Source organism: Halolactibacillus miurensis (assembly GCF_900116255.1).
In the GTDB taxonomy this organism is placed as follows: Bacteria; Bacillota; Bacilli; order Bacillales; family Amphibacillaceae; genus Halolactibacillus; species Halolactibacillus miurensis.
Genome location: NZ_FPAI01000009.1, coordinates 1 through 12,246 on the forward strand (window position 1 = coordinate 1; position 12,246 = coordinate 12,246).

21 protein-coding genes and 1 pseudogene are annotated in these 12,246 nt (G+C 37.4%); 11 read left to right on the forward strand and 11 right to left on the reverse strand.

Annotated features, from left to right (window positions below; translation table 11 throughout):
- The 10 genes and pseudogenes from BM390_RS07120 to BM390_RS07160 form a co-directional block, all read right to left on the reverse strand.
- Window positions 1-673: pseudogene (locus BM390_RS07120) on the reverse strand (IS200/IS605 family accessory protein TnpB-related protein); the annotation flags it as partial.
- On the reverse strand, window positions 615-917 hold the full coding sequence (locus BM390_RS07125) for a hypothetical protein (protein ID WP_089853798.1): 303 nt from the start codon (window positions 915-917) through the stop codon (window positions 615-617). The pseudogene BM390_RS07120 and the gene BM390_RS07125, both read right to left, overlap by 59 nt.
- A gap of 113 nt (window positions 918-1,030) precedes the next feature.
- Complete coding sequence (locus BM390_RS07130; RefSeq protein ID WP_062323360.1) at window positions 1,031-1,297, reverse strand: hypothetical protein; 267 nt, start codon at window positions 1,295-1,297, stop codon at window positions 1,031-1,033.
- 158 nt (window positions 1,298-1,455) lie between these two features.
- Window positions 1,456-2,082, reverse strand: coding sequence for a class I SAM-dependent methyltransferase (locus BM390_RS07135; protein WP_062323362.1), 627 nt, complete (start codon window positions 2,080-2,082; stop codon window positions 1,456-1,458).
- Window positions 2,083-2,135: 53 nt separating this feature from the next.
- Complete coding sequence (locus BM390_RS07140; protein ID WP_089853800.1) at window positions 2,136-3,179, reverse strand: LLM class flavin-dependent oxidoreductase; 1,044 nt, start codon at window positions 3,177-3,179, stop codon at window positions 2,136-2,138.
- Between the two features lie 169 nt (window positions 3,180-3,348).
- The gene (locus BM390_RS07145; protein ID WP_062323364.1) at window positions 3,349-4,677 is read right to left on the reverse strand and encodes a methyl-accepting chemotaxis protein; all 1,329 of its coding nucleotides are present in this window, start codon (window positions 4,675-4,677) and stop codon (window positions 3,349-3,351) included.
- A 104-nt stretch (window positions 4,678-4,781) separates the two neighbouring features.
- Window positions 4,782-6,245: a putative bifunctional diguanylate cyclase/phosphodiesterase gene (locus BM390_RS07150; protein ID WP_177220660.1), complete on the reverse strand. Its 1,464-nt coding sequence runs from the start codon at window positions 6,243-6,245 to the stop codon at window positions 4,782-4,784.
- Window positions 6,246-6,491: 246 nt separating this feature from the next.
- Window positions 6,492-7,634 carry a tyrosine-type recombinase/integrase gene (locus BM390_RS07155; protein WP_089853805.1) on the reverse strand — a complete coding sequence of 381 codons (1,143 nt, stop codon included), beginning with the start codon at window positions 7,632-7,634 and terminating at the stop codon, window positions 6,492-6,494.
- Between the two features lie 2 nt (window positions 7,635-7,636).
- Window positions 7,637-7,801 (reverse strand): hypothetical protein, encoded by a 165-nt coding sequence (locus BM390_RS15435; protein ID WP_177220661.1) that lies wholly within the window; start codon window positions 7,799-7,801, stop codon window positions 7,637-7,639.
- A 70-nt stretch (window positions 7,802-7,871) separates the two neighbouring features.
- Entirely contained in the window at window positions 7,872-8,513 is a 642-nt protein-coding gene (locus tag BM390_RS07160) for a LexA family protein (RefSeq protein ID WP_089853809.1), read from the reverse strand.
- 181 nt (window positions 8,514-8,694) lie between these two features.
- Here BM390_RS07160 and BM390_RS07165 point away from each other — a divergent pair, with 181 nt between their 5' ends.
- The 3 genes from BM390_RS07165 to BM390_RS07175 are packed head-to-tail and all read left to right on the forward strand — an operon-like array spanning window position 8,695 to window position 9,520.
- Window positions 8,695-8,925 carry a helix-turn-helix domain-containing protein gene (locus tag BM390_RS07165; protein WP_089853812.1) on the forward strand — a complete coding sequence of 77 codons (231 nt, stop codon included), beginning with the start codon at window positions 8,695-8,697 and terminating at the stop codon, window positions 8,923-8,925.
- A 16-nt stretch (window positions 8,926-8,941) separates the two neighbouring features.
- On the forward strand, window positions 8,942-9,274 hold the full coding sequence (locus BM390_RS07170; RefSeq protein ID WP_089830512.1) for a hypothetical protein: 333 nt from the start codon (window positions 8,942-8,944) through the stop codon (window positions 9,272-9,274).
- Window positions 9,275-9,520, forward strand: a complete 246-nt coding sequence (locus BM390_RS07175; RefSeq protein WP_089853815.1) for a hypothetical protein — start codon at window positions 9,275-9,277, stop codon at window positions 9,518-9,520.
- Window positions 9,521-9,548: 28 nt separating this feature from the next.
- On the opposite strand, the gene BM390_RS07180 is transcribed toward BM390_RS07175, so the two are convergent.
- Window positions 9,549-9,728, reverse strand: a complete 180-nt coding sequence (locus tag BM390_RS07180) for a hypothetical protein (RefSeq protein WP_089853818.1) — start codon at window positions 9,726-9,728, stop codon at window positions 9,549-9,551.
- 58 nt (window positions 9,729-9,786) lie between these two features.
- Here BM390_RS07180 and BM390_RS07185 point away from each other — a divergent pair, with 58 nt between their 5' ends.
- The 8 genes from BM390_RS07185 to BM390_RS07210 all read left to right on the forward strand — a co-directional run bounded on the left by BM390_RS07185 (window position 9,787) and on the right by BM390_RS07210 (window position 12,214).
- Window positions 9,787-10,566 (forward strand): phage antirepressor KilAC domain-containing protein, encoded by a 780-nt coding sequence (locus tag BM390_RS07185; protein ID WP_089853823.1) that lies wholly within the window; start codon window positions 9,787-9,789, stop codon window positions 10,564-10,566.
- Entirely contained in the window at window positions 10,567-10,743 is a 177-nt protein-coding gene (locus tag BM390_RS15440) for a hypothetical protein (RefSeq protein WP_177220662.1), read from the forward strand. It begins immediately after the preceding gene.
- A gap of 13 nt (window positions 10,744-10,756) precedes the next feature.
- Window positions 10,757-10,939 carry a hypothetical protein gene (locus BM390_RS07190; RefSeq protein WP_089853826.1) on the forward strand — a complete coding sequence of 61 codons (183 nt, stop codon included), beginning with the start codon at window positions 10,757-10,759 and terminating at the stop codon, window positions 10,937-10,939.
- The gene (locus tag BM390_RS07195; RefSeq protein WP_089853829.1) at window positions 10,936-11,115 is read left to right on the forward strand and encodes a hypothetical protein; all 180 of its coding nucleotides are present in this window, start codon (window positions 10,936-10,938) and stop codon (window positions 11,113-11,115) included. The genes BM390_RS07190 and BM390_RS07195 overlap by 4 nt, the downstream gene beginning before the upstream one ends.
- 111 nt (window positions 11,116-11,226) lie before the next feature.
- A complete protein-coding gene (locus tag BM390_RS07200; RefSeq protein WP_089853832.1) occupies window positions 11,227-11,616 on the forward strand; it encodes a hypothetical protein in 390 nt (129 codons plus the stop codon).
- Window positions 11,613-11,786, forward strand: a complete 174-nt coding sequence (locus BM390_RS15445; protein WP_177220663.1) for a hypothetical protein — start codon at window positions 11,613-11,615, stop codon at window positions 11,784-11,786. Before BM390_RS07200 ends, BM390_RS15445 begins: the two co-directional genes overlap by 4 nt.
- Window positions 11,779-12,033: a hypothetical protein gene (locus BM390_RS07205; protein ID WP_089853835.1), complete on the forward strand. Its 255-nt coding sequence runs from the start codon at window positions 11,779-11,781 to the stop codon at window positions 12,031-12,033. Before BM390_RS15445 ends, BM390_RS07205 begins: the two co-directional genes overlap by 8 nt.
- The gene (locus tag BM390_RS07210; RefSeq protein ID WP_089853837.1) at window positions 12,026-12,214 is read left to right on the forward strand and encodes a hypothetical protein; all 189 of its coding nucleotides are present in this window, start codon (window positions 12,026-12,028) and stop codon (window positions 12,212-12,214) included. Before BM390_RS07205 ends, BM390_RS07210 begins: the two co-directional genes overlap by 8 nt.
- Window positions 12,215-12,246 lie beyond the last annotated feature (32 nt).

A 12,246-nucleotide genomic window follows, 5' to 3' on the forward strand; every position in this document is an offset into this window, starting at 1 on the left:
TGCCGGTTGACGTTGAGGTATTCAGATAGGGTGTAGCAGGCACATCAATTAAGCATTTAACGATATAGTAGTCACCATGGTCCTCAAGCGACCATCCAATAGGCTTCCCGTACTTTTTCTTATCTTTCAGGTTCATTTGTGTCTGAATGGCATGGTTGACATGGTCTTGGCCATAGGGGAAAACAACGTCAGAGAGACTAATCACACATTGGTCAATCGCTTTGAAGGTAAGGGTATGCGTCTCTAGGTGATAATGAAAGACAAAGTTACCTGATTTAGCATCTTTCCGTCCTGAAATGGTCATCTTACCGTAACGCGCCGATACCCAATCTTTCTGCCAACGCTCAGGATGAGCGTGATACGTCTTTTGTGTTAACCGGCCACGGGCGAGTTTTTTACTCCCGAAACACACACCCGTCACTTTGTTTGCCAATTTAATCAACCGTTTTTCGTACCGGTCTTGCTTAAAGCTCAATTGGCCCAAGCGAGACTTTAGGTGTTTGATTTCAACATCAAGGTATTGATGTTCAAAATCATAAGCACAGTAAAATAAGCGTGTGGAATGCTTATATGTCACAACAAAAAAGGCCCCTTTTTGTTGTTCACGTGATGTCTTATTGAACATCGGTGTTCCTTTGACAAAAGAGCCTTTTATTTTTTGAAGTGTCGTCAAGCGCGCGTCCTTCTTGAACAGCGCTGTTCGCATAATAATCATTTAATCCGTAACGTTGTTTCAATTGTTGATGGATGGAGACGGAATTTTTCGCTTTCACGCCCCTGAGCTCCCGGACCTCCGCTTGATAGCGAAAATGTTTGGCTTGATTAAACACCCGAAGGGTGTGATCTATGGACATAACAAAGTTTACATCGATTTTATGCTTATATAAGCGATTTGAAAAGATTGCCTTCATGCCCATGATACACACCCTCCCTTTGTTTTGTGACGGTCACTGTTAGTGCTTTAATTATACCGTGCGGAATATATGTTTGTCACTTCAAAAATATTCAAAACAAGCAATTCATCACCCACCTAGTGCTGACGCACTTGAGGAAGGTGTCTTCTCGCCCTAAAGCGATAAAAATAGTCGTAATCACTGACGTAAACAAAATCTAAATTTGCTGAAATTTCTTTAATCATATCTGTCTCACGGGCGAGACGGTTTTTTGTTGTATTTAATAGCTGGTCTTTACTCATGGTATAGTTGACAGTCCCTACCACAATGGTGGTGATTGATAAAATGACGAGCATCATAGTGGTTAGTTGCTGTCCCATCGTTAACTTCTCTCTTTTAAACATCATATCCCTCCTACTTCTCTCATAGGTATTTTAGTGGGTAGGTGTGAAGTGAGTATGAATTCAATGTTATATTTATGTAAAATTTCATCTCTAGTAGCATGAACAAAAAATATGCGTCCTTCTAAAGATAATCAGAAGGACGCATAATGGTGATGTCATTATTTTGTTAATACAAGAATCCCAAGGGGATAATAATCAGGGACAGGATCAGCTTCTTTTTGAATCAAAGCGCCTTTTTGTAAGTAGTAATCAATAGAGGTCACTTGTTTATCGCTAAAAAGTGCTTTAAATTCATCTGGTGTAATTTGATGCACATGAAAAGGTGAGCCGCAAGGTTCACCACGACCCGCACCAAAGGGTGTCGACATAATCAAGATGCCACCTGGTTTTAGAAGGTCGTAAGCATTGTTTAAGAAAATCGTTTCCTCTTCAATATGCTCATACGTTTCAAAGCTTGTAATAACATCGAATTGTCCAAAGCGATCAACGAGATTTTCTTCAGTTATATCCGCTTGATGAAAAGAGGATTTTGGGTGATAGTAATTATGTCTAGCGTAAGCTAATGCCTTTTCATCAAGATCAAGACCAATGATTTCATCAATCACTTTCTTTTTCTTTTTCGCAATAATATGCGTACCAAAGCCAGAACCAGAGGCCATATCTAGTACCCTTCCTTTCGTAATAAAAGGTAAGGCAAAGTGATACCGTGCGACGTGTTCAATCAATAATTCGTTTGTGATGGACATTTCTTCTGGGATGACGCGCTCTCCCGTATCTTCTAACATAGTATGTCACCGCTTTTATAATATTTTGTTGCTGCAATAAGTATAGCGTAATCTTATCTAGATGAAAACCAGTTTTCATCATGGTCTTTTAACAGAGTGTCTTTATCTAATAACCTACTCATTCTTTGATAAGAAGCTAACCGGTCTGCTTGATTGTATAGGAGTGATGTCGCCATTACCTCATCAACAGGTAAGGTTTGAATGCGAGAGGCAAGTTCAGCTTGAACAGTTGAAAGTGAACCAACGATACTGCCGGCAAGTGAGCGTTTGACGGCGGCTTGTTCGTGCGGCAACATCTCCTCTGTTAAATCACGTGGGGGTTGGATTGGTAAAGACTTCGACCGAATCATATTAAGAAAGAGTTGTTCCATGGAACTAAACAACCAGCGAGCTTCGTCGTCGGTTTCGCCTGCGACAATATTTAACGCTAAAATAGCATAAGGCTCTGCTAAGTGTTCGGATGGCTTAAAGTGTTCACGATAAAGTGACAGTGCTTCTGAGGCTTCACCTGGTGAGAAATGACCGGCAAAGGCATAACGAAGTCCCATATCAGCAGCAAGCTTGGCACTAAAGGTACTCGAGCCTAATAAGAAGATCGGCACTTGTTGGTTCTCAGCTGTCACCGCTCTTACCTGCTTTTTAGGTGAGCCATTAAAATAATGCTGAATCTCTCGGACGTGTTCAGGAAAAGCGTGAACGTCACCGCGCCGCAAAGCTCTTGCGGTAAGTTGATCTGTTCCTGGAGCTCGTCCCAGTCCTAAATCAATCCGATTTGGGTGTAAGGCACTTAACAAACCGAATTGTTCAGCTACGACAAGCGGGGAATGATTGGGTAACATCATGCCACCAGAACCGAGTCGGATGGTTTTAGTGTGGTTCGCGATTTGGTTAATAAGGAGCGGTGGTGATACGCTGGCGCTAGACGCGGCATTATGGTGTTCAGCTACCCAATAACGATAATACCCCCAGTCTTCTGCGTGTTGAGCAAGTTCGACCGAATGTTGTAAGGCGTCACGAGGGGTTTCTTGATCGTTTAGTGGTGATAAATCAAGGATGGATAACGGTATCCCTGAAAATGTTTTATATGATTGTGTCATGATATTTCTCCTTTATAGTGGTAGGTATAGTATGGATGCTACTGGAAAGAATATTTGGCGTCAACGAAGATGCTTAGCGTAAACTTAAAAAACGCCTTGAAAAAATGGCTAAAGAGTGAGTAGAAATGAACGGATATTAAAGAAAAAACAGCCTGAACGGCTGTTTTTGTTAGATAGTAAAGGTATTCACCGTGTCGTCTAAATCATTGGCGGTAGTCACAATGTTATCACTTAGTTCCGTCATCCGTTTAATCGACGTATCCTCTTCTTCAATGGAGGCAATGACTTCTTCCGTTGCTGAAGCATTTGCCTCGGCAATCGTTGATAAGTTTTGGAGTGTCTGGACTAATTCTTCTTTCATCGTTTGCATCGACTGTCCAGAGTCATTGAGCTGTTCAACGGATTGATCAGATGTTTCTATGGAAGCGGCAATTTGTTTAAACATATCGCCTGTGTTTTTTACGTTTTCCGTTTGTTCAGTCGCCATTTGAGATACTTTATCCATCGTATTGACGACTTCAGTTGTATTCGTTCTAAGCTGATTAACAATCTCATTAATTTCAGTCGTTGATTGAGTCGACTGGTCAGCTAGCTTTCTTATTTCATCAGCAACAACCGCAAAGCCTTTTCCGGACTCACCAGCACGCGCAGCTTCAATGGCGGCATTAAGGGCAAGTAGGTTGGTTTGATCGGCAATAGAGGAAATCACATCACTTGCTTCAACAATTTTATCTGTGCGTTTATTCGTTTCAACAATCACCGCATGGAAGTCTTTAATAGCCTGACTCGTAACACGGTTAATATTAGATAAGGTATCAATCTCATTTAAGCCATTATGCACTAAATCATTCACCCGGCTGGATGATTGATTTAAGTCATCTAGGTATTGTTGATTTAAATCGATGATATACCCAAGCTCCGTCACTTTAGCGGCACCTAATTCGACTTTTTCTGCCTGTTCAAGTGCACCATTGGCAATTGATTCAACCGTTGTGACAATCTCTCCCGAACTATTTGCCACCATCGATAAGTTTTGTGAGAGGTCTTCTGCGGTTGAATTTGTTTTTGAAGTATTCTCGTGAATATCTTGAATGATTTTAGTAAGTTTATGTGTCGTTAAATTTGTTACTTCTGCCAATTTACTAAATTCACTTTTTCCCTTAACGTCCATGGTCTCACTCAAATCTCCTTCACTGATGCGATACAGTTGTTTCATATGCCGTTTTAATGGCTTAATGACAACCCGGTTCATAAAGAAGACAATAATAGCATTAATCACAAGTATGTTCATTGCCGTATTTATATAGGCCCCAAAGTTTCCAGAAATAATATCTAACTCCCGGACGATATTGGCTAAGATTTGTGCAATAGGCGCACTAATTAAAAAGGTTACGGTGATGACAACAACAATCTTAAAGGTAACGCTGTTCAAAAAGTTTAGCGACATCAATTGGTTGAAATTTTTAGGGACATGTGATAGCTTCTTTTGTGAATTCAATATAAACACCTCATCATGTGAAATTTTTAATGCTTAACAACTAAAATTTTTAAAATTATTGATGTGAGTAGTCACCGTCTTAAAGGTCATTTGCTGAAAGATGATTAATTTCGATCAATATAGATAAGAGCATCCTCTACCGAAAGCGGTTTGCTGAAAAAGTAACCTTGAATAATGTCACACTTATGTCTTTCTAGATAACCGAGTTGTGCTTCATTTTCAACACCTTCTGCAATTACTTCCAGACCTACTTTATGACACATAGCAATCAAGTTACTTGCAAGTGCAGTAGAATCATCAATACGGGTAATATTATTTATAAACGTCTGATCAAGTTTAACCCGGTCAATATTTAACTCCGCAATACTTGAAAAAGATGAAAAGCCTGTCCCGAAGTCATCCAAGTCAATTGATAGACCAAATGATTTTAATCGTTCTAATTTATCGTTAATCCGTTCGAAATTATTTATTAAAACCGACTCAGTTATTTCTAGCACAATATAGTTTGGATTAGCCCCCGTTGTTGCAATAATCTTTATTAAATCCTCCTCAAACTCATCGCGTAATAGTTGTAGACCTGAGATGTTAATCGCTACTCTTGCTTCAGCATAACCTCGTTCAACTAGTTGATAATGAAAGTGGCAGGCATGTTCGATAATAATTAAGCCTAAGTCATAGATAATATAATTTTTTTCCGCTATTGAAATAAACTCTGTCGGTGACACAAAAGAGGGATCGAGTGAATCACTATTCAGACGGGCTAGTGCTTCAAACCCAACGATGTTTTTCCGCTCCAAATGTATTTTTGGTTGAAAATACAGGAAAAAACTTTGAGTATCTTCTCGTCTAATGACTCGACGTAATGTTTGTAAAATTATTTCTTCTCGTCTAATGACTCGCGCTAAGTCATCTTGATAAAAATAGATGGATGTTTGATCTTGGTGATGGGTTAATGCAAGTGAAGCTTCTTTTAAAATGCTATCAGCGCTCTCGTGTTTCTCGGTTATTTCTACAATACCAATTTGGGCAGTTAAGGATTCACGATCTTGTTCATTTGATAATAAGTTATTAAAAATACTTAACATACGATTAGCTTTTAAATATAAATCGGCTTTAGAAGCATAATCTTTTACAATGATGGCAAAACGATCAGCTGTGAAGTGATACAGTTGTTCATCAGGTTTTAATGATTTTTGTAATCTAGTAGCTATTCTTTTAAGTAACAAATCGCCATATTCAAACCCATAGGTAGTATTAATCAGTTTAAAATTACTACAGTTAATGAGCAGTAAAGCGACGCGGTCATGGCTGTTTTTTAAATGCTCATCTAATACTTTTGTAAGAAAGAGTTTATTTGGAATATTTGTTAAATCATCATAATAGGCAATCCGGGTGTTTTTTTTATTTAGTTTGTAAGCATAGATGAGTATAAGAGAGCTGATGCCGAATACGATGAAAAACAAAACAATACCTGTAATGACAATAGATGAAATGTTTTTACGAACTTTTGATAACGGCCAATAAATAGATAAAGTACCAATCTTGCGTTCGCCTTCAAAAACTGGCACATTTATATGAAACGCTCGAGTATCATTGACTTTTGTTAAACCCGTTGGGTTTTTAGTTGAATGATATTTGGTTCCTACTATACTTTCAATGCTGCTAGCAATAATGTGAGAATCGTTTGAAATAAAAGATATATGAGACACATCAGTGGAAAGAATAATGTCATTGTTCACCCATACTGTTTAAGTATTGCTATATAAACGTTTGTAGCGGGTGAAGTTGGTCGAGTGACGAAAAAGTGACCAACGTTAAAGTAGTTTTTCAAACACGTTGACACTTTCGATGTGCTGATCTTCTTCTAAGTGTGAATATGTGTCTAGTGTAATGCTTATATTCGCATGACCCAGACGCTCTTGTATAACTTTATAGTTAATGCCTTTCTTAACCATCAAAGACGCGCACGAGTGTCTTAGTTGATGAAACGATATATCTTTCAATTTATGTCGATTAATTATTTTGCGCCACTCGTTACTTAAAGTGTTTAAATGCGTGGGATAACCGTCCTCTTTAACTAATAGCAGGTTAATCATATTGCCTTCTTCATCATATATACCTCGCCACAAATTCCCCATTTGCAATCGTCTTGCTTTAAAATTTGTATAGTAGACTTTTAACTCCTGCATAAACGTTGACGGAAAATAAACCATTCGCGGTTTTCTGTTTTTTACAGACGAAAGATAAAACTCGTGCTTATTTTTATCGTATCGTAGTTGTTTATCTACATAGATAGAGTTGTTTTCAAAGTTTATACATTCTTCTCTAATGCCTAGTATTTCCGCTCGTCTCAATCCGCCAATCGCCGCCAGTTTAATTGCAATTCTATGTTTCGGGTGGCAATCATCCAATATACCAAACAAATGATTAAGCTCGTCCTCGTTATAATAATCTGTTTTCTTTTTTTCTCTCTTCGGACCTTTTACGCCAATCGTGGGATTTTGATTAATAACATCCCATTCTAAAGCCCTGCCAAAGATGCTCTTGATTAATAAAAATTTGTTAGGCATGAGCGGTTTTCCCTCTTTGCTCTCTTTAGCTAAATACTCCACAATATGATACTTCTTAATATCCTTCATTTTAATTTTTCCAAAATAATCTAACACACCGCAATGATCTAACAAATATTCGTAAGATTCTTTCGTTGTCAGCATAAGGTTTATATCGACGTAATTTTTCATCCACCGATCAACAAAAGACGAAAACGTTATATTGTCAACAGGCTCGTCTTTAGTGTTGAAACATTCGATCTCAAAATCTCTAATTTTTTTGTTGAGGTCTCTTTGGCTAGTAGCTGTAACTGTTTTTGTTTTTCTCCTTCTTTTACCGCGTTCATCATAACCTAACTCGACATAAATTTTAAATTTCCCAAAACCTAAATCGTCATAACTAGCCATGGTTATCCCTCCTTATACACTGTGATGACTTCTTTCTTTTCAATGCATTGTAATTCTCCAATCAGTTTGTTACCTTCCATGTAAACTCTTGAATATACCGGTATTTCGACTAAACCTTTCTTTCTGTACTCTTTGTCTCTTTTGTATTTTTCAATATTTGTAATCATAATATCTACTCCTTTGTTTTAAAAAAGGCAGGTGATCAGCCTGCCTTATTAAGTTTTTAGCGCTAAGAACTTAATCTAACTCTACAATATAAACAACAACTTTACCGTGTATCACTAAATTTTCGTTATTATCACTTGTCACGTAGTCGTAAAAACGTTTGTCGCGCGAATCTGGTCTAAAGATGATTCTGTTGTCATCTCTAAAGTACCGTTTAACCGAATAATCGTGATTGTCTGAGTAAACAACAATGTCACCATCTTTCAGTAAGTGGCACTCAGTCGGTTTAATAGCAATGATTGAGCCGTGTGGAATAATCCTGTTCATCGACTCACCATTAATGCGCATCATGTAAATGTCACTATCTCCTGCCCATTTTCCCATGATTGAATCAGATACGTTGATTGTCTCTGCTTGATCAACGCCATCAACTGCTTGTGGTAAACCTGCCGAGACACTTCTAGGGAAGTAATTATAAGATGATTCTCTTATAATAGAATCTTTTTCATCTTCATTTTCCCATCCCATTAAGTATGATGGAGAAACCCTCAAAACCTCAGATAAAGGTTTAATGATGTCTATCGGCATGTTTTCGATTTCGCTACTCTCGTATCTATATATAGTAGCTCTATTCTTCCCTAGTTTATTAGCGAGATCGTCAGCGGTCATTTTTAATTCTTTCCGACGCGTTTTTATCCGATCGCCTATCTTCATTAATATCACCTCCTTATAAATTATATTTTACAACGTTTGTCGCATATATGCAAACAATAACAAAAAATAAATCGATAAAATTATCGAAAAACGCGACAAAAGGTGTTGACTTCTGTCGATTCAAGGTTTATTATATAGTTAATCGCATAACATGCGACACAAATAAAGGAGGTGTTGGAAGATGAATACTAATAAATTAAAAGGTAAGATGGTTGAAAACGAAATCACAGTGACGATACTAGCTGAAAAGTTAGGTATCGATAAATCTACACTATACCGCAAGTTAAGTAATCAAGGGGAAAAGTTATCGATCAAGGAAGTTAATGAGATTGTCAAAATTTTAAGTTTAACAAAAGAAGAATCATTAGCTATTTTTTTTAAAGATAGTGTCGCATCAGACGCGACAAAATAAAGGGAGGTGAAATAAATTGAGTAATTTCAGTATCAACTTTTCTGATGAAGAACAATACAAGAAGTTCATTCAATCCATTAAGGATGAAGTTGTTCAAGAGATTCAACCAAGAACAGTGTACAACCCGTCTTGGATAACTGTAAGGCAGGATATGGAGAGTAGATTCCGTAGCGATTATAACGACAATTGTGGTCATTGGCACAACAACCAACAATCTATGTATGCAATTTTTAGATTAGCCTTTCAAAAGCGATCGATTAAAGATTTGGATGACGTTGATGGTACAAAGATTAAATCACTACACGATGAATTATTTCAACTTATTGATAAATACCGGGAGGGAAATTAAATGAATAAATCAGAAAAAAACCTAAACACAATCAACAACTTAGCTGAACAATTGGAAACGGAAGTAGATGCACTTATTCAAGAAGCAAAAGAATCTTCTGAAACTTACGGTGATGCAAAAAAATATTTAATGAATTTATCTTGGAGTTATCGGTACAACCACACCCGCAGTCGCGTTAATGAGCTGATTATTAATTTAGCTAATAAAAAGTTAGACGAAGAGATTGCAACGTTGAAATTAAAATAAGCCGAGCGGGCACTCGGCTTAAGTAAAACTAATCATTATCGACGATCACTTTACGGATATCGTCGAAAACACCATAAATATAAGACATTAAAACATCGATTTCTTCTTTCTGTTCATCAGAGAAAGGGTTAGGACGACTTGTTTTCCAAGATTGAACGTCACTTTTAAATCTTGTTAACGATTCATCTAAGATTTTAGTTTTATCCATAGTTTCACCTCCCATCACAATTGATAGGAACATTATAACAAAGAAAGGAAATGATAATATGTCAGATTTAAGAGTTTTTGAAAACGAAATGTTTCATGTATCAGCGAAATTAGAAAACGGACAAGCCTTATTCGATGTTGAAGAGGTTGCCAAAAGTTTGGGGTTTGTATCAAAAACGGATAAGAATGGAACAGTTTATGAAAATGTGAGGTGGTCAAGAGTTAATAGTTTTCTGCCACAAGTGGCAGAAGTAAAAAAGGGAGACCTCATTCCGGAACCACTAGTCTACAAATTAGCTTTTAAAGCTTCAAATGAATTAGCTGAAAAATTCCAAGACTGGTTGGCGATCGAAGTTATCCCGTCTATCAGAAAACACGGCGCCTATATGACTAACGAAACAATCGAACAAGCACTACTCAATCCGGACACATTGATCCAATTAGCAACCAACCTTAAAGAAGAACGAACAAAACGAATGGTTGCCGAAAAACAAGTGAGTGAGTTAAAACCTAAAGCGTTATTCGCTGACGCGGTAGAAACTTCTAAAAACAGCGTCCTTGTAGGTGAATTGTCGAAAATCTTACGTCAGAACGGTATTGATATCGGTCAGAATCGTCTATTCGAATGGTTGCGCGAGAATGGGTTTTTGATTAAAAAAGAGGGCGAGTTATACAACTTACCAACCCAACGATCTATGGATATGAATTTGTTCGAGGTTAAAAAGAGAACAATCAGCAATCCAGACGGCACCAACAGAACAACACGAACACCTAAAGTTACAGGAAAAGGTCAAATTTATTTTGTTAATAAATTTTTAAGTCAACAGGAGGCTGTCTAAATGGAAAAAACACTATTTTTACAATCAGATTTCGCTCATTTGGAATTAAAACACTATGACGACAACGACACATTTTCGTTAAATTTAGTGGAAAGAGACGGAACAACATACTTGACTAGTTATTCAAGAGAAGAATTTGAGCAATTAGAAAAAACAATCCGATTCTTATTAAATTAAGGAGTTGATAAACATGAGAAATGTGAGAGGGGCTAAAGCGTTATCTGAATATCTGGAATCAATCGGCGCACCGATTAGTGAGTCTACAATTTTTACTTTGCTAAGAGAAAAAAAGATTCCACATCAGCGACCTGCGCCGAGAATATTGATATTTAATCTAGATGTTATTGATGAATGGCTTGGTGTTAAATCATGACCGAATACGCAGTATACCGCGGTGATGAGTTTATCATCGTAGGTACGTTGGAAGAGTGTGCAGAACGATTGAATACGTCAGAGCAAATGATTAAGTATTACTCTTATCCATCGCAGAAGAAACGGTCGGAAGGAACAAATAAAATCTTAGTAGAAAGGTTGGATGATGATGCTTAACTTCTTCATAGAAAATTTCACGGAAATGTACGGTTTATCAGTCGTTGTGTTGTTTGTATACACAGCGCCGAAAATGATAAGCGAATACGACAGAATAAAGGAGGGCAAACGATGAAAAAACTTAAACTATCTGAATTAGATGATGATGTCGAAATTGGAATTGATGGGGCTCAAAGCGTTCAAACGGTAGCGGAATTAAAACAAGAAATTAACTTGTATGGCGCTCCGATTCATGACTCTGATGAATGGTTCGTTCTTATTCGTAGGAGATGGAATCCAAACGCTCAAACCATGCTCGAATATTACATCGATAACGAAGAAGGCGACATGTATGAAGATTGGTATGAACAAGCTTGGGACTGTATTAGCGACGGCGTCATTGAAAAAATACAAACTATTTTAGATGAAGCTTTTTCAGGCGACTACGCAACAGCTTATTGGACTTACGAAAATCCGGTTGAAATTGATGTATTTCCTAAAAGCGAGGAGGGCGAAAGATGAATTATCAAGTAATCTTACAACGCCGCTTTAAAGATTGTCTTGGCAATCAAGACAGAATGAATAATCTAAAACGTGACTTGAAGATGATTAAGCGAAATGAAACAGGGAGTACAAAATTTCACGATTGCTTACTAGAAGCAATTGAAAAGGAGATGAATCATTGTGGATAAAAATAGATTTGAAGCAGAAGCGATACTCGAAAAAATAGACGAGCTAGACGATCATACGAAAGCTGTCTTTCATGAAATTCATTTAGCGTCACTTTCGACGATGATTGAAATTGCTTATTCACAAGGTGACGTTAAGACAGCGGAAGGCTTACTCAATGTTATCAATAATTCAATCGGTCACGCTGAAAAATACGTCGCTGATAGAACAGCAAGAAAAAGAGAGTTGGAGGAGAAATATCGTGGATAAATTAAGATGTGCATATTGCCAAGACGATTTTGAAGATGGAAACGAAGTCATCGTCCACGAACATGAATATTACTGTAACACGCAGTGTCTAGCGGGACATTTACTAGATAACACGGAATACGAAGAAAAAATCATAAAAAAAGAGTGGATCGTCTACGACAACGACCACTCAAACCATTAAACACAAATAAATTATAACACGAAAGGGTGTAT

Excerpts from the sequence above, each read along its gene's own strand:
- BM390_RS07140 (WP_089853800.1), bottom strand. The coding sequence starts at position 3,179 with ATGACACAATCATATAAAACATTTTCAGGGATACCGTTATCCATCCTT.
- BM390_RS07135 (WP_062323362.1), bottom strand. The coding sequence starts at position 2,082 with ATGTTAGAAGATACGGGAGAGCGCGTCATCCCAGAAGAAATGTCCATC.
- BM390_RS07160 (WP_089853809.1), bottom strand. The coding sequence starts at position 8,513 with ATGAAGATAGGCGATCGGATAAAAACGCGTCGGAAAGAATTAAAAATG.
- BM390_RS07155 (WP_089853805.1), bottom strand. The coding sequence starts at position 7,634 with ATGGCTAGTTATGACGATTTAGGTTTTGGGAAATTTAAAATTTATGTC.
- BM390_RS07200 (WP_089853832.1), top strand. The coding sequence starts at position 11,227 with ATGAAAAAACTTAAACTATCTGAATTAGATGATGATGTCGAAATTGGA.
- BM390_RS07195 (WP_089853829.1), top strand. The coding sequence starts at position 10,936 with ATGACCGAATACGCAGTATACCGCGGTGATGAGTTTATCATCGTAGGT.
- BM390_RS07165 (WP_089853812.1), top strand. The coding sequence starts at position 8,695 with ATGAATACTAATAAATTAAAAGGTAAGATGGTTGAAAACGAAATCACA.
- BM390_RS15440 (WP_177220662.1), top strand. The coding sequence starts at position 10,567 with ATGGAAAAAACACTATTTTTACAATCAGATTTCGCTCATTTGGAATTA.
- BM390_RS07130 (WP_062323360.1), bottom strand. The coding sequence starts at position 1,297 with ATGTTTAAAAGAGAGAAGTTAACGATGGGACAGCAACTAACCACTATG.
- BM390_RS15435 (WP_177220661.1), bottom strand. The coding sequence starts at position 7,801 with ATGATTACAAATATTGAAAAATACAAAAGAGACAAAGAGTACAGAAAG.
- BM390_RS07175 (WP_089853815.1), top strand. The coding sequence starts at position 9,275 with ATGAATAAATCAGAAAAAAACCTAAACACAATCAACAACTTAGCTGAA.
- BM390_RS07185 (WP_089853823.1), top strand. The coding sequence starts at position 9,787 with ATGTCAGATTTAAGAGTTTTTGAAAACGAAATGTTTCATGTATCAGCG.
- BM390_RS07190 (WP_089853826.1), top strand. The coding sequence starts at position 10,757 with ATGAGAAATGTGAGAGGGGCTAAAGCGTTATCTGAATATCTGGAATCA.
- BM390_RS07125 (WP_089853798.1), bottom strand. The coding sequence starts at position 917 with ATGGGCATGAAGGCAATCTTTTCAAATCGCTTATATAAGCATAAAATC.
- BM390_RS15445 (WP_177220663.1), top strand. The coding sequence starts at position 11,613 with ATGAATTATCAAGTAATCTTACAACGCCGCTTTAAAGATTGTCTTGGC.
- BM390_RS07180 (WP_089853818.1), bottom strand. The coding sequence starts at position 9,728 with ATGGATAAAACTAAAATCTTAGATGAATCGTTAACAAGATTTAAAAGT.